Origin of the sequence: Allokutzneria sp. A3M-2-11 16, from assembly GCF_024213555.1 — a bacterium.
In the GTDB taxonomy this organism is placed as follows: Bacteria; Actinomycetota; Actinomycetes; order Mycobacteriales; family Pseudonocardiaceae; genus Allokutzneria.
This window is the reverse complement of the sequence record NZ_JANAVO010000001.1, coordinates 932725-948145: the sequence shown is the minus strand read 5'-3', so window position 1 is coordinate 948145 and position 15421 is coordinate 932725. Positions and strand designations below refer to the sequence as shown.

Here is a 15421-nt window from a genome sequence, read left to right as displayed (position 1 = left end):
TCAGATGTCACCGCCGCGCGGCATCCTTTGTCCCATGAGCCGGACAGCCGAGCGCGCGCCGTTGACCAGGATCCCGCTGTCCAGGGCCGCCCTGCCCGAGGTCGACCTGTCCCGCGAATGGTGGCCGGGCCGGGTCCTCACCTCCGGCGGCGTGCGGCTGCACGTGCGGGAGACCCCCGGCCCGGAGGGCGGCACCACAGGCGCGGCGACCGCCTTCTACATCCACGGTCTCGGTGGCTCCGCGACCAACTGGACGGACCTGGCGGCCCTGCTGGGCAGCAGGTTTCCCGGTATCGCGATCGACCTTCCCGGGTTCGGGCTGACCGAGCCGGGGCCGGACCACGACTACGACATCACCTCCGTGGTGCCGATGATCATCAAGTTCCTGGCCGGTCTGGAGCTGGGACCGGTGCACCTGTTCGGCAACTCCCTCGGCGGGGCGATCGCGCTGCGGATCGCGGCGCTGCGGCCGGACCTGGTGCGCACCCTGACGCTCGTCTCGCCCGCCATGCCGGACCTGCGCCCCGACCCCCGGCGCGTCTCCGACCCGCGCTACCTGCTGATGAACATGCCGCTGATCGGGCCGAGGATGCGCCGCCAGGTCGGGGTGATCACCGCGCGGATGCGCACCGAGCGGCTGGCCAAACTGGTGATGGCCAGCACCGAGGAGATCCCCGAGGGCCGCTGGGCGCTCGCCGAGCAGGAGTACCACGTCCGGGCCGGGCAGCACTGGGCCAACGACGCGCTGGACCGGACCGCGTACGGGCTGATCAGGTCCTGGCTGGCGCCGCCGCACCGGTCGGTCTGGCGGACCGTGCTGCCCAAGGTGGACAAGCCGGCGCTGGTGGTGTGGGGCACGGAGGACCGCCTGGTCAGCGTGCGCAAAGCGCCCCGGACGGCCCGCCTGCTCCCGCGCGGCAGGCTGCTCGTGCTGCCCAGGACCGGGCACGTCGCGCAGATGGAGCGGCCGAGGACGGTGGCCAAGGCGTTCCTCGGCATGCTCGAAGCGGTCGACGCCCACGAATGGTGAACCCGGGAGGGTCGCGCACGCGGGCCCCTCGGCGGCTGTGGCAATCTGGATCGGTGACCCGAACGGAGCACGGACGACGCGGAACGCACGACAACGGGGGCTCCGCTCGTCCGGTCCGGCCGCAGAAGGTCCAGCAGTCGCAGCGCGTCCGGCGCGAGCGCCGCACCCAGTTCGAGCCGCTCGTCGCCTCCTGGGACCCGCACGGTGAGAAGCCCAAGGAGCAGCGCGAACGGCCGAAGGCCAAGAAGAAGCCCGGTGTCGGCGGGGCCATCGCCACCTACGGCTGGCGGGTCTACGCGCTGCCCGTGCTGGTGGTGCTGACCGTCCTCGCCTTCGTCGACTTCGGCACCGCGCCCACCGATTCGCAGGCCGGGGGCGGACCGCAGAGCAGCTCCAGCGAGGAGCCACCCGAGCAGCTGGAGCCCGTGGTCGCCGAGGCGCCGCCGGGCAAGATCGATGTGAACATCCCCACGGCCGAGCTGCCCAAGACCGGCGAGAAGTACGCCGAGTCCGGACCGAACACCTTCAGCGTCGTCCGCGGCTCCACCGGCGTGGTGGGCACCACCGGCAAGCTCTACCGCTACACGATCGAGATCGAGAACGGCATCGACACCTCGGTCGTGCAGGGCGAGGACGCCTTCGCCAGGGTGGTCGACGGCATCCTCGGCAGCCCGAAGAGCTGGGTGGGCAGCAAGAACGGCAGCGGCGTCCGGCTCCAGCGGGTGGACAGCACCACCCCGGCCCCGGACTTCCGGATCAGCCTCACCACGCCGAACACCGCGCGCAGACCCGACGTGTGCAACTACACGATCCAGTACGAGGCGTCCTGCTGGAACAGCACGCAGGACCGGGTCTACATCAACCTCGCGAGGTGGGTCAGGGGAGCGATCGCCTACGGCCCCGACCTCGGTCTGTACCGCACCTACGCGATCAACCACGAGGTCGGGCACGTGTTCCGCAACCAGCACCGCGGCTGCGCCGAGGAGAACGGCGTCGCGCCGGTGATGATGCAGCAGTCCTTCGGCGTCGCCAACGACTACGTCGCCCTGCTCAACCAGAACGACCCGGGCAACAAGAACGCGGTCAAGGCCGACGGGAAGACGTGCAAACCCAACCCGTGGCCGAACCCCTGAGCCGCTCCCATTTGCTGGGATGCCTGGTCCACGTGGAAGAACGCGTGTAAGACGGGCGTTGACGAGCGCAGGGACGTTTTCGGTGCCCATGTGGCGAGGAGGAACACCCATGTCGACGCTGCCACCGCTGGTGGAGCCCGCTGCGGAGCTGACCAACGAGGAGGTCGCCCGCTACAGCCGCCACCTGATCATCCCCGAGGTCGGGGTGGACGGTCAGAAGCGGCTGAAGAACGCCAAGGTGCTGGTGGTCGGCGCCGGTGGGCTCGGCAGTCCGGCGCTGCTGTACCTCGCCGCGGCCGGGGTCGGCACGATCGGCATCGTCGAGTTCGACACCGTCGACGAGTCGAACCTGCACCGGCAGATCATCCACGGCCAGTCCGACCTCGGGCGGCCCAAGGCGGAGTCGGCCCGCGACTCGATCGCCGAGGTCAACCCGTTCGTCAAGGTCAACCTGCACCAGGTGCGCCTGGAAGCGGACAACGTCCTGGACGTCTTCCGCGACTACGACCTGATCCTGGACGGCACGGACAACTTCGCCACCCGGTACCTGGTCAACGACGCCTGCGTGCTGCTCGGCAAGCCCTACGTCTGGGGCTCGATCTTCCGCTTCGAGGGCCAGGCCAGCGTGTACTGGGCCGACCCGCCCGGTGGCGCGGAGGGCGTGCAGTACCGCGACCTCTACCCGGAGGCCCCGCCGCCCGGCATGGTCCCCTCCTGCGCGGAGGGCGGCGTGCTCGGCGTGCTGTGCGCCTCCATCGGCTCGATCATGGTCACCGAGGCGATCAAGCTGATCACCGGCATCGGCGAGACCCTGCTGGGCAGGCTGATGGTCTTCGACGCGCTGGAGATGTCCTACCGGACCATCCGCATCCGCAAGGACCCCAACGGTGAGCCGGTCACCGAGCTGATCGACTACGAGGCGTTCTGCGGGGTGGTCTCCGACGCGGCGCAGAACGCGGCGGCCGGGCGGACCATCACGCCGCGCGAGCTCAAGGAGAAGTTCGACCGCAAGGAGGACTTCGTGCTGGTCGACGTCCGCGAGCCGCACGAGTACGAGATCGTCAAGATCCCCGGCTCCGTGCTGATCCCCAAGGACCGGATCCTCTCCGGCGAGGCGTTCGGCGAGCTGCCGCAGGACCGGCCGATCGTGCTGCACTGCAAGTCCGGCGCTCGTTCGGCCGAGGCGCTCGCCGCGCTGCACCGCGCGGGCTTCGGCGACGCCGTGCACGTCGGCGGCGGAGTCCTGGGCTGGGCAAGGGACATCGACCCGAGCCTGCCGACGTACTAGCTGTGGTCGAAGGGGCGCTTGTTAAGCCAAAAGCGCCCCTTCTCCTGCCGTGCCTATCCCGCGTTCTGTCGGTGGGTCGGGGTAGCGTGCCGAGTCGTGAAACCACCGGAGCCGCCACCCCAACACGTGCGCGCGGCGTTCGGTGCGCGTACCGCGCTGCCCGAGCCCTACGCGGGCGGCCCGGCGTGGTTGTGCGGCGACGTCGTGCTCAAACCGATCTTCGACCCGTCGGAGGCGGCGTGGGCCGCCCAGACCCTGGACTCCCTTGAGGTGGACCAGCTCCGGCTCGCCCGGCCGCTGCGCTCCACCGACGGCAGGTGGGTGGTCGCCGGGTGGTCGGCCACCCGGCACATCGCCGGTCAGCCGGAGTCGCGGCACGACGAGGTGATCTCGGTGTCGCTGCGCCTGCACGCGGCAACGGTGGAGCTGCGCAGGCCCGACTTCCTGGACGCGCGCAAGGACATCAACGCCATCGCCGACCGGATGGCCTGGGGTGAGGCCGATTCGCGGCTCGTCCCGGACCTCGGTGGGCGGATGTTCGCGGTGCTGGCCAACTCGCGCAGGCCGACCCGCCTGCGCTCGCAGCTGGTGCACGGCGACCTGTTCGGCAACGTGCTCTTCGCGGGCAACGCGCCGCCCGGGATCATGGACTTCACGCCGTACTGGCGGCCGCCGGAGTGGGCCGCCGCGGTGATCACCGTGGACGCGTTGGCCTGGGGCGGAGCGGATCAGGGGCTGACCAAGCGCTGGGCGCACCTGCCGGAGTGGCCGCAGATGCTGCTGCGCGCGCTGCTGTACCGGCTCGCCATGCACGCGCTGCACCCGCGCTCCTCCGCGCAGACGCTGACCGGCCTCGACCGCGCGGCACACCTGGTGCTCGAAACCCTGTAGCCGCCGCGGTTCGCCGGTCTTCAAGTACGCCCAACCCCCTCCGCGACCGTCTTCAACCGCCTCGTACCCCCCTGGCAGTCCGGGGGTTGGGGGCGGTTGAAGACCTGTGCGGGTGGGGTTCGTGGGACTTGAAGACTGTGCGACCCGGCTGGGAGGTGACGGGCGGCTGGTTAACACGGCTGTCACATCGGGGTGAACACTGCGACATCCGGGTGACGTTGGATGCGTCCAACGCGCTTTTCGGAGGTGAGCAGATGAACCCGCTCTCGTGGATCCAGATCTGTGGCTACGACGCGCTCTGGCCTGACCGCGGTTCGGTGACCTCGCTGCCCGACGGTGCGCAGGCCGCGGTGTTCCGCACCTTCGAGGGCTACGTGCGCGCGGTCGGCAACCTCGACCCGGCGACCGGGGCTCCCGTGCTCTCGCGCGGCATCATCGGTGATCGGCGCGGGCGGCTGGTGGTGATCTCCCCGGCGCGCGAGCGCGCGTTCGACCTGGAGACCGGCGAGTGCGTCGAGGACCCGGAGCTGCGCATTCCCGTCTACCCGGTGCGCGTGGTCGACGGCACGGTGGAGCTCGGCGTGGCCGCCTGAGCCATCCGGGGAATAGTTGAGAGTTCAACGAGCTTGTAGGGTGTGGATGGCCGTCGACCGAGGAGGCCCACCATGCCCGCAATCACCGCGAACACCCTGACCCTGCCCCGCCTGCCGGAGCTGCCCCAGGCGGAGACCGGCTGGCGCGGCGTCAAGCGCGTCGTGCAGGCCCAGCGCTTCCTCGAAGGCGAGGGTTTCGCCGTTCGCCGCCCGTTTCCCGGCATCGACCTCAGCCTCGCCGATCCGTTCCTGCTGCTGGACCACCTCGGCGCGGTGGAGTACGCGCCGGGTGAGGCGAAGGGCGCCCCGTGGCATCCGCACCGCGGCTTCGAGACGGTCACCTACATGATCGACGGCGCGATGGAGCACACCGACTCCATCGGGGGCGGCGGCGTGATCAAGGACGGCGGCACGCAGTGGATGACCGCGGGCGCGGGCATCCTGCACAACGAGCTGCCGCCGCAGGAACTGGTCACCAAGGGCGGGCTCTTCCACGGCGTGCAGCTGTGGGTGAACCTGCCGCGCGCGATGAAGCTGACCGCTCCGCGCTACCAGGACATCGGCGGCGGGGACGTGACGCTTCTGTCCAGTGTGGACGGTGGTGCGTTGGTCCGGGTGATCGCGGGCTCGCTCGACGGGCACGACGGCCCCGGGGTGACGTGGACTCCGATCACCTACCTGCACGCCACGGTCAGCGCGGGCGCTCAGCTCGATCTGCCCTGGCCGAACGACTTCAACGCCATGGTCTACGTGCTTTCCGGCCGCGGCACGATCGGCCGTGAGGGGCGACCGCTGGAGGAGGGGCAGCTCGGCGTGTTCAGCGCTGGTGACGCCCTGACCATGCGGGCGCGCTCGGCCTGGGACGTGCTCGTGCTGGGCGGTCGGCCGATCAACGAGCCGGTCGCGCGCTACGGGCCGTTCGTGATGAACACCCGCGCGGAGATCATGCAGGCGATGGAGGACTACCAGGCGGGCCGCCTCGGCACGATCCCGGCCGAGCGCATCGCCCACCGCGGCCCGACCGACGAGGAGGTGTCCACGTGACCATGGAGCTGTTCGAGCGCGGGCGGATGTTCCGCGCCGCCGGTGATCCCAGTGGTGCCGCGCGGTTCCTCGCCGAGGCGGCCGCACTTGAGCCGACGAACCGCGCCGTGCTGGAGGAGTTGGCGTTGGCGCACTACCAGTCCGCGTCGCTCGGCCGTGCCGAGACCGTGGCCCGTGAGCTGGTGCGGCTGGACCCGTCCGACGGTTATGCGCGCCTGCTGCTCGGCCGCACGTTGGCACGGCTGTCCCGGCACTCCGAGGCCGCGGTCGAACTCAAGCTCGCCACGGCCCTCGGCGCCGACATTTCGCCCGTTTCGTACTCTTAGCCACCTATGGGAGCGCTCTCTTTACGGCTAAGAGTACGAAACGGGGTACCCCCGGGGGGTTAGAAGAGGCCGGGTTGGGGGTCGTCTTTCGGGGTCGCGTGGGCGGTGGGGGACTCGGACCAGCGGTGCGCGGCGAAGTCGATTTTGCCGTCGAGGATCGCCACGCCTTCTTCGCGGAGCAGTTGGAGTTGCTCGTCGGCGAGGTGCGGCGCGGGCGTGCCGTTCGCGCGCAGGACGCGTTGCCACGGCAGGTCGTGCCCGTCCTCGGCGAGGATGCGGCCGACGATGCGCGGCGACGGAGCCTTCGCCACCGCCGCCACGTCACCGTAGGTCGCCACCTGGCCGACCGGGATGGAGCGGATCACGTCCCGCACGCGCTCGTGTATCTGTTCGTCCACACCCCGATTGTGGCGCAGGGCACCGACAACGCTCAGCCGGTGTAGCCGGCGGTGACGCGGGTGAACTCGTAGGTGCCCTGGTTGATGCCCGAGCAGTTGGAGCCCGCGGCGCCGCAGTTGCCGAAATCGCGGTTGAGGGCCCAGAAGGTGAAGCGCCCCAAGTGGTTGCGGGCGGCATAGTCGCGCATGGACTTGTAGTTGGCCGCGGTGACGGTCTCGTTCTGGTCGGTCTTGCCGTTCATCGACGAGATGCCGCTGCGCCGGTACGCCTCGGCGGCGGAGTAGCCGAAGGTGCTGCTCAGCCGGGAACGGAGGTTGTCCACGGCGCTGATCGTGTCGTTGACCATGTTGCCGCCGCCGAAGTTGAACGGCATCAGCGTCCACACGTCCACGTTGGAGCCGAGTTCGCGGGCGCGGCGGATCAGGCGCTGGCCGTCGGCGTCCGGGCCGGATTTGGCCGTGCCCATGGTGATCACGGTCCTCACGCCGGGGTTGCGGTCCTTCACGATCTTCAGCGCGCCGAGCACCTTGTCCTGCGAAGACGGGTTGTGGAACTCGGTGTTCTCGATGTCGATGTCGATCGCGGTGAGGCGGAACGCGTCGATCACCTTCTGGTAGGCCCCGGCGAGCGCGCTCGCGCTGGAGCAGCGGTCACCGAGCTTGTTGCCGGACCACCCGCCGAAGGAGGGCACGATCTCGCCGCCCGCGCCGCGGATCTGGTTGATCAGCGCGGACTTCGACGAGAGCTCCTGGTTGCCGTCCCACTTCGGGTTGCAGCCCCCGTCGGAGAGCACGAAGGCCAGGGTGAACGACTTCACGCCGGTCTGCCGCATCACGTCGACGGGGTTGATGGTCCGGCCCCAGCTGTAGAGGTAGGGCGAAGCGGTGACCGGGTTGACGGCGGCGTGGGCCGGGGTGGCCGTGCCGACGATGGCGGTGGCGCTGAGAGCGCAGAGCAGGGTTCGCCGCAGAAACCTCATGGGTCCTCCAGTGCAGGGGGGACTCGCGTCGAGGCGGCGAACCGAGCGAGCGGTAAGCGCTCTCCAAGGTGGACTAGACCACTTGCGCTGTCAAGTGTTGGAAGGGAGATCAACGAGGGCACCGGACTGCGGGAGGATCGCGGCCGGGCGCGGTGAAGGAGATCGATGAGAGTCATCAGCGCGTTGTCCGCCGCCGTCGTCCTGACCGGACTCGTGGCGGCTCCCGCCGCGGCCGAGTCGCACACGTCGGTCCTGCGTGCGTCGTGGGCGTACACAGACGTCCTGGCGCCGGATCGGAGCTTCGCCGGAGAGCCGGGGGACATGCCGGTCGGGGCCTGGCGGGACGACCGGGGGCAGGTGCACTCGTCGAAGGCGTACTTCACTTTCGACCTGCCCGGACCGGGCAGCCTGACGAACTGCGTGTCGGAGTACTTGGACTGGGACGCCAAAGAAGTGCTGGGAGCGGCGCTCGCGGCTGGCGAGTCCAAGGTGACGCTGGCGCTGCGGATGTCCGGGGCCAACCAGTTCGCGGCCGAGTTCGGGCGCCGCTACCGGAACGACCTCACGATCAGCGTCAGCCACAACCGGAAGCCCGAGGCGCCGACCGGCCTGCTGATGGACAGCAGTGCGTGCACCGAGAACCCCAGGTACACGCGCTCCACGGCGCCGATGCTCGAAGCGACACCGACCGATCCGGACAAGGACACCATGACGGTCCGGTTCGCGGTGTGGGACGTCGCCGATCCGAGCACTCGCAAGGAGGTGACCGCGAGCTACGCCGGGTCTGGCCTCCCGGCGAGGGCCGTGCTGCACGAAGGATTCCTCGTGCACGGCCGGGAGTACGCGTGGACCGCGACCGCCCATGACGACGAGTTCGGCTCCGCACCGAGCCGCACGTGCCGGTTCGTCACCGACTACGTCCGCCCGGCGAACGCGCCCAAGGTCAGCTCCACCGGCTACCCGGAGAACGCAGGCCCGCCCGGGCACGGTGGGCCGGATGTGCCCGGCAAGTTCACCTTCTCCGCGGCAGGGGACCAGGACGTCGCCGGGTTCTACTACGGTGGATCGGAGCCGGTTCACTTCGTCGCGGCGGACCGCCCGGGTGGTACCGCGACCGTGGACTGGGCGCCGGGGTACACCGGGCGCCTGGAGCTGACAGTTGTCGCCGCCGACCGAGCCCACCTCACGTCGCCGTCGACGACCTACCGGTCGTGGGTCGCCTATCCCTAGCCCTCGCGGGCGGGAAAAGCCGCGACACGGGTGCCCCCGTGCTGGGCGTCGTCGGGGCAGCGTGATTGCATCGGAGGCGTGCCCGCAGTTCACGCGCCGACCCTGGTACGGGGGTCGGACCGGATCCGGCGTCGTCCCGAGTGGGACGTCGCGGGCCGACGCGTGCTCGACAACCCGGGCGGGCCGGTGCGGGTGCTCGGCGGTCCGGGCACCGGGAAGACCACGCTGCTGGCCGAGGTGGCCGCCGACCGCATCCTCAACCGCGGGCTCGATCCGGAGAACGTGCTGGTCCTGTGCACGAACCGCAGGGCGGCCACGGCGATGCGGGCGCACATCACCTCGCTGATCAGCGAAGCGCGGGTTGGCAGTCCGCTGCGCACGATTCGTGAGCCGCTTGTGCGCACGGTGCATTCCTACGCGTTCGCGGTGCTTCGGTTGCACGCGACGACCTTCGAGCTGCCGCCGCCGCGCCTGCTGTCCGGGCCGGAGCAGGACGTGGTGGTGCGCGAACTGCTCGCCGGTGACATCGAGGACGACGCGGACTACTGGCCGGAGCGGTTGCGGCCCGCCATCGCGGTACCCGGTTTCGCCGCCGAGCTGCGGGATCTGCTGCTGCGAGCGGCAGAACGCGGGCTGGGGCCGGAGGACCTGGTCGAACTGGGCAGGGAGCACGGGCGGTCGGAGTGGGTCGCCGCGGGCACGTTCGGCGCCCAGTACGAGCAGGTGCAGCTGCTGCGCGGATCGGTGGGGTCCGAGTCGCCGCAGGCCACCGCACCCGCGCTGGACGCCGCCGAGCTGGTGGGCTCGGCGCTTGGGGTCTTCCACCTGGAGCCGGAGCTGCTGGAGCGCGAGCGCGCCCGGGTGCGGCTGTTGCTGGTCGACGACGCGCAACACCTTGACCCGCAACAGTTCGAGCTGATCCGCGTGATCGGTGACTCGGCGGGGGAGTTCGTGCTCGCCGGTGATCCGGACCAGGCGGTGTTCTCCTTCCGCGGAGCCGATCCGCAGCTGTTGCGGGATGCCGCCGGGCGAACTGTCACGCTCTCGACAGACCACCGGATGCGCCCGGCAGTGCGTGAGGCCGTTCGTCGGTTGATGGCTCGTTTGCCTGGCCCACCAAGGACTTTGACCGGTCCCGAGGATGAGGTGCCGGGCGAGGTCGCGGTGCGCTTGTTCGCCTCGGGGGCGCAAGAGGCGTCGTGGGTGGCGGATCAGTTGCGGCGCGCGCACCTCATCGACGAGGTGCCGTGGTCGGAGATGGCAGTGGTGGCGCGGTCGACAGGCCGAGTGATGCCGGTGCTGCGGAGAGCGCTGCTCGCGGCGGGTGTTCCGGTGAACGTCGACCTGGACGAGTTGCCTTTGCCGCAACAGAGCGCGGTGTGGCCCTTACTGACGTTGCTACGGTGCGCCGCGCGGCCCGAGGAGTTGAACCCGGAGGTCGCCGCGGCCTTGCTGTCGAGCCCGCTCGGTGGCGCGGACCCGTTGGCACTGCGGCGATTGCGGCGCGGGCTTCGGCGGCTTGAGCTTGCCGCGGGCAGTGACCGCGCGAGCGGCGATCTGCTCGTCGACGTCTTGCAAGAGCCGGATCAGCTTGCTGCGCTTGAGGATTTGGCCGCAGCGCCCGCGCGCAGGGTTTCCGGGCTGATGCAGATCGCCAGGGAGGCGATCGCGAAGCACGCCAGCGTCGAGCAGGTCCTGTGGCAGGTGTGGCAGGCCAGCGGCCTGGAGATCCGGTGGACCCGGCAGGCCGCGCGCCCGGGACCCACAGGGGCGCAGGCGGATCGCGATCTCGACGCGATCGTCGCGCTCTTCGACGCGGCGGCTCGTTACACCGACCGGCTTCCGGGACAGGACGTCGCTGGGTTCGCGGATTACCTTACGGCACAACAGATCGCGGGAGACACGCTGGCCGCCACCGCGCCACAGGGCGAGTCGGTGTCGGTGCTCACCGCGCACGCAGCTGTCGGTCGCGAGTGGACGGTCGTCGCGGTGCCCGGTGTGCAGGAAGGTGCCTGGCCGGATCTCCGGCTGCGCGGATCGTTGCTGGGCGTGGAAAAGCTCATCGACCAGCTCGCCGGGCTGGAGCCCTCGGACAAGCTCTCCGCGACCGCGCCGATCCTGGCCGAGGAGCGCAGGCTGCTGCTCGTCGCGGCGAGCCGGGCCAGGAACAAGCTCCTGGTCAGCGCCGTACGCGGGGAGGACGAGCAACCGTCGCGGTTCCTCGACGAGCTGGACGGCTTCGACCAGTTCGGCACAGAGGAGGCGCCGAGGCCGATCGCGAAGCCGGAGCGCGGACTGGTGCTCGCCGAGCTCGTCGGTGAGCTTCGTTCGGTGGTCTGCGACCCGGATTCCGAGCCGGACAAGCGATCCCGCGCCGCCGCGCAGCTGGCGAAGTTGGCGGAGGCCGGGGTTCCCGGTGCGCATCCGGACAACTGGTACGGCCTGCCGGAGACCTCGACCGACGCTCCACTGTGGACAGAAGAGGACACCGTATCGGTTTCACCATCTACTGTGGACATCCTGACGCGCTGCCCGATGCGGTGGATGGTGGAGCGCCACGGTGGGCAGGACTCCGCGGAGCTGGCGTCGATCACGGGTTCGCTGGTGCACGCCCTGGTGCAGGCGGCGGCCGAAGGGGCGGACAACGACACGCTGCGCAAGACGCTCGACCAGGCGTGGGCGACGGTGGACGCCGGAGCCCCGTGGTTCTCGCGCAAAGAGCGAACGCGCGTCGAGGCAATGCTGACCGCCTTCATGACGTGGCTGTCCAACAGCCGTGCGGAGCTGACACAGGTCGCGGTGGAGAACGAGCTTTCGGTGACGCTGGAACCGAAAGCCGGTGGCCCGTGGTTGAAGGTGCGCGGCCGGGTCGACCGGCTCGACATGGACAAGGACGGCCGCGCGGTCGTGGTGGACGTCAAGACCGGGCGCAATCCGGTCAGCAAGGCCGATGCGGAGGAGCACCCGCAGCTCGCGGTCTACCAGCTCGCGGTGGCTCTCGGCGCGTTCACCAAGCTCGGGCTCGGCACGGAGCCCGGCGGAGCGCGCTTGTTGTTCGTGTCCAAAGAGGACAAGAAGACCGGCGCCGCTGAGCGAGTGCAGCCGCCGTTGGACGAGCAGGCCGTCAAAGCGTGGACGGACGTGGTGCACGCGGCGGCGGCCTCCTGCGTCGGCCCCGAGTACACGGCAACCGAGAACGCGGACTGTTCTCGTTGTCCCGCAAGGACTTGTTGCCCTATTCAGCCTTCGGGTCGACAGGTCCCGGAGTGACCGCCAGCCCGGCTCGCATCGCGGACGCCCTCGGCCTGCACCCCCCGACACCCGAACAGGCCGAGGTGATCGCGGCTACCACCGAACCCGCTTTGGTGATCGCGGGCGCGGGTGCTGGCAAGACGGAGACGATGGCCGCGCGCGTGGTCTGGCTCGTCGCCAACGGCCTCGTCACACCGGATCGCGTGCTCGGCTTGACGTTCACCCGCAAGGCGGCGCGGCAGCTGGCCGACCGCGTCCGGTTGCGGTTGCGGCGCCTCGCGGGTTCGGGGCTGCTGGATGAGCTCGACCCCAGCGGTGACCGCGCGAACGCGGTGCTGACCGGTGAGCCGACGGTGTTGACCTATCACGCCTATGCGGGTCGGCTCGTCGGTGAACACGGGCTGCGCCTGCCCGTCGAGCCCGGAGCGCGGCTACTGCGCGAGACGGCTTCATGGCAGCTCGCGCATCGCGTTGTCTCGTCGTGGACCGAGGACATCAACACCGACAAGGTGCCCTCCACCGTGACCGGATACCTGCTCGCACTCGCGGGTGAACTCGGTGAGCACCTGGTCAGCCCGGAGCGCCTGCGCAAGCACGCCGAGGACTTCTGCCGCTACGTGGAGAGCGCGCCGAAGGGGCCGCGGCAGCGCGACGAGCTGAGCCAGGACATGCAGAAAGTCCTTGCCGCACAAAGACTTCGGATCGCGCTTCTGCCACTCGTCGAAGAGTACGCCGCGCGGAAGCGGCGAGAGGCGTCGATGGACTTCGCCGACCAGATGGCAATGGCAGCTCGTCTCGCGGAGGAGCACCCGGAGGTCGTGACGGGCGAGCGCGAGCGCTACGGCGCGGTGCTGCTCGACGAGTACCAGGACACCGGTCACGCCCAGCGCGTGTTGCTGCGCTCGCTGTTCGGCGGGGGACATCGAACCCCGGTTCCCGTTACGGCGGTGGGTGATCCGGCGCAGGCGATCTACGGCTGGCGTGGCGCGAGCGCGGCCAACCTCCCGCGCTTCGCCACCGACTTCCCGCGCTACGGCGAGGATCGGCTGGAGCCCGCGCGGCGGTACGGCCTGCTCACCAGCTTCCGCAACCCGCCCGAGGTCCTCGCGTTGGCCAACGCGGTGTCGGAGCCGCTGCGCTCCGCCGGGCTGGACGTGGAAGCTTTGCGCGCCAAGGACAACGCGGGCCCGGGAGATGTGCGGGTGGCACTGCTGCCCGACGTTGAGCAGGAGCTGGACTGGGTGGCCGACACGATCGCCGCCTACTGGGAGTCCAGAGTGGACGCGACGGGGGAGTCGCCGACCGCCGCGGTCCTCGTGCGGCGGAGGTCCGACATGGCCGAGATGGCCACGGCCCTGCGCGATCGCGGGCTGCCGGTCGAGGTCGTCGGGCTCGGCGGGTTGCTGGACGAGCCGGAGGTGCGCGACCTGGTCAGCGCGCTGCGGGTGCTGGTCGACCCGCTCGCGGGCACGGCGGCGATGCGGCTGCTGACCGGATCTCGTTGGCGCATGGGCGTTTCCGATATCGCCGCGTTGTGGGACCGGGCGAAGTTCCTCGCCGGTGGCGCCGACGCGAAGCCGACCGGGACCGACGCCATCGCCGACGCGCTGCCCGGTGAGCACGCCGAGCTGGCCGGGCTGGTGGACGCGGTGGACGACCCCGGTGACGCGGAGGCGTACTCCCCGGAGGGCTTCAAGCGGGTCCGCAAACTGGGGCGCGAGTTGGCCGCACTGCGCCGCAGGATGGACCAGCCGCTGCCGGAACTGGTCGCCGATGTCGAGCGGAACCTGTTGCTGGACATCGAAACCCTGGCGCGGCCCAACAAGATCGGCCGGGCCCAGTTGGACGCTTTCGCCGATGTGGTCGCGGATTTCGCCTCCGCGAGCCCTTCGGCGACGCTGCCGTCCTTGCTGGACTTCCTCAGCGCGGCGGAGCGGGCCGAGGACGGCCTGGAGCCGGGGGAGGTCGAGGTCGCCGAGGACCGCGTGCAGATCCTGACCGTGCACTCCGCCAAGGGGCTGGAGTGGGAGATCGTCGCGATGCCGCACCTGGTGCGGGATGTGTTCCCCGGCAAGAAGAAGTCGTCCAGCTGGCTGCGCACTCCGCAACAGCTGCCCGCGGAGCTGCGGGGTGACTCGCAGGACCTGCCGACGCTGTCGCTGGAGAGCTGCGCCAACCGCAAGGAGATCGAGACCGCGCTGAAGGTGCACGAGGAGGACTTCGAGGAGCGCAGGCTGATCGAGGAGCGGCGGCTGCTCTACGTCGCGTTGACGCGCGCCGAGCACGCGCTGCTGGTGTCCGGGCACTGGTGGGGCGAGACGGGGGAGAAACCGCGTGGGCCCTCAAAGTTCCTGACCGAGATCCACGAAGCGATGTTCGAGTCGCCGGAGATCGGCTCCGTTCAGCACTGGGCGCCGGAGCCCGTCGTGGACGCGGGCAACCCGTTGGCCCAGGCCACGAAGAGCGCGAAGTGGCCGCACGACCCGTTGGCCCGCAGGCGATCCGCGGTGCAGAAGGGCGCGGACCTGGTGCGCGCGGCGCTCAGAGAGGCACCGGAGGCCGGCGAGGAGGACCCCGAGGGCTGGGCGCGCGACGTGGAGGTCCTGCTCGCCGAGCGAGCCGCGGCGGCGAGCAGGCGGGAACAGGTGCAGCTGCCGTCACAGCTGTCGGTGAGCCAGCTGGTCGAGCTGGCCGCCGATCCGGAAGCGCTCGCCCGGCGGCTGCGCCGTCCGCTGCCGTTCCCGCCCAACCCCACCGCGCGCCGGGGCACCGCCTTCCACGCGTGGCTGGAGCGGCGCTTCGGCGCCACCAGGCTGCTGGACCTGGACGAGCTGCCGGGAGCCGCGGACGAGACCGCCGTGCCCGACGCGGACCTGGAGAACCTGCAACGCGCGTTCCTGGCCAGCGAGTGGGCCGACCGCACGCCGGAGGAGGTCGAGGTGCCGTTCGAGACCGAGGTCGACGGCATCGCGGTGCGCGGCCGGATGGACGCGGTCTTCGCCGATCCGGACGGCGGCTGGACGGTGGTGGACTGGAAGACCGGCGCGGTGCCCGACGCCGCGCACCTGCCCGCGGTCACCGTGCAGCTGGCCGCGTACCGGCTGGCCTGGGCGAGCCTGCGCGAGGTGCCGCTGGAGCGGGTGCGCGCCGCGTTCCACTACGTGCGGCACGACCACACGCTGCGCCCGTCCGATCTGCTCGATGCTGAAGGCCTGCGCGGCCTGCTCCGCTCGGTCCCGCGACCCGGCTAACCTGG

At 70.5% G+C, this 15421-nt stretch carries 12 protein-coding genes; 10 read left to right on the top strand and 2 right to left on the bottom strand.

Annotated elements, in window-relative coordinates:
- The first annotated feature begins 34 nt into the window (after window positions 1-34).
- The 7 genes from NLX83_RS04695 to NLX83_RS04665 all read left to right on the top strand — a co-directional run bounded on the left by NLX83_RS04695 (window position 35) and on the right by NLX83_RS04665 (window position 6305).
- On the top strand, window positions 35-1030 hold the full coding sequence (locus tag NLX83_RS04695) for an alpha/beta fold hydrolase (RefSeq protein WP_254233632.1): 996 nt from the start codon (window positions 35-37) through the stop codon (window positions 1028-1030).
- A gap of 53 nt (window positions 1031-1083) precedes the next feature.
- Complete coding sequence (locus NLX83_RS04690; RefSeq protein WP_254233631.1) at window positions 1084-2163, top strand: DUF3152 domain-containing protein; 1080 nt, start codon at window positions 1084-1086, stop codon at window positions 2161-2163.
- A 109-nt stretch (window positions 2164-2272) separates the two neighbouring features.
- Window positions 2273-3451: an adenylyltransferase/sulfurtransferase MoeZ gene (gene moeZ, locus NLX83_RS04685; RefSeq protein WP_254233630.1), complete on the top strand. Its 1179-nt coding sequence runs from the start codon at window positions 2273-2275 to the stop codon at window positions 3449-3451.
- Window positions 3452-3547: 96 nt separating this feature from the next.
- A complete protein-coding gene (locus tag NLX83_RS04680; RefSeq protein ID WP_308209271.1) occupies window positions 3548-4342 on the top strand; it encodes a TIGR02569 family protein in 795 nt (264 codons plus the stop codon).
- A 254-nt stretch (window positions 4343-4596) separates the two neighbouring features.
- Window positions 4597-4935, top strand: coding sequence for a nitrite reductase small subunit NirD (gene nirD, locus NLX83_RS04675; RefSeq protein WP_254233629.1), 339 nt, complete (start codon window positions 4597-4599; stop codon window positions 4933-4935).
- Between the two features lie 72 nt (window positions 4936-5007).
- Complete coding sequence (locus NLX83_RS04670) at window positions 5008-5979, top strand: pirin family protein (protein WP_254233628.1); 972 nt, start codon at window positions 5008-5010, stop codon at window positions 5977-5979.
- A 2-nt stretch (window positions 5980-5981) separates the two neighbouring features.
- Complete coding sequence (locus NLX83_RS04665) at window positions 5982-6305, top strand: tetratricopeptide repeat protein (protein ID WP_254236077.1); 324 nt, start codon at window positions 5982-5984, stop codon at window positions 6303-6305.
- A gap of 59 nt (window positions 6306-6364) precedes the next feature.
- Here NLX83_RS04665 and NLX83_RS04660 read toward each other — a convergent pair whose 3' ends face one another.
- Both NLX83_RS04660 and NLX83_RS04655 read right to left on the bottom strand, forming a co-directional pair.
- Complete coding sequence (locus tag NLX83_RS04660) at window positions 6365-6703, bottom strand: MGMT family protein (protein WP_254233627.1); 339 nt, start codon at window positions 6701-6703, stop codon at window positions 6365-6367.
- Window positions 6704-6735: 32 nt separating this feature from the next.
- A complete protein-coding gene (locus NLX83_RS04655; protein WP_254233626.1) occupies window positions 6736-7683 on the bottom strand; it encodes a chitinase in 948 nt (315 codons plus the stop codon).
- 165 nt (window positions 7684-7848) lie between these two features.
- Between NLX83_RS04655 and NLX83_RS04650 the strand changes: the two genes are divergently transcribed.
- The 3 genes from NLX83_RS04650 to NLX83_RS04640 all read left to right on the top strand — a co-directional run bounded on the left by NLX83_RS04650 (window position 7849) and on the right by NLX83_RS04640 (window position 15416).
- The gene (locus NLX83_RS04650; protein WP_254233625.1) at window positions 7849-8913 is read left to right on the top strand and encodes a hypothetical protein; all 1065 of its coding nucleotides are present in this window, start codon (window positions 7849-7851) and stop codon (window positions 8911-8913) included.
- Window positions 8914-8991: 78 nt separating this feature from the next.
- Window positions 8992-12183 (top strand): ATP-dependent helicase, encoded by a 3192-nt coding sequence (locus NLX83_RS04645; protein WP_254233624.1) that lies wholly within the window; start codon window positions 8992-8994, stop codon window positions 12181-12183.
- Window positions 12180-15416 carry an ATP-dependent helicase gene (locus tag NLX83_RS04640; protein WP_254233623.1) on the top strand — a complete coding sequence of 1079 codons (3237 nt, stop codon included), beginning with the start codon at window positions 12180-12182 and terminating at the stop codon, window positions 15414-15416. The genes NLX83_RS04645 and NLX83_RS04640 overlap by 4 nt, the downstream gene beginning before the upstream one ends.
- Window positions 15417-15421 lie beyond the last annotated feature (5 nt).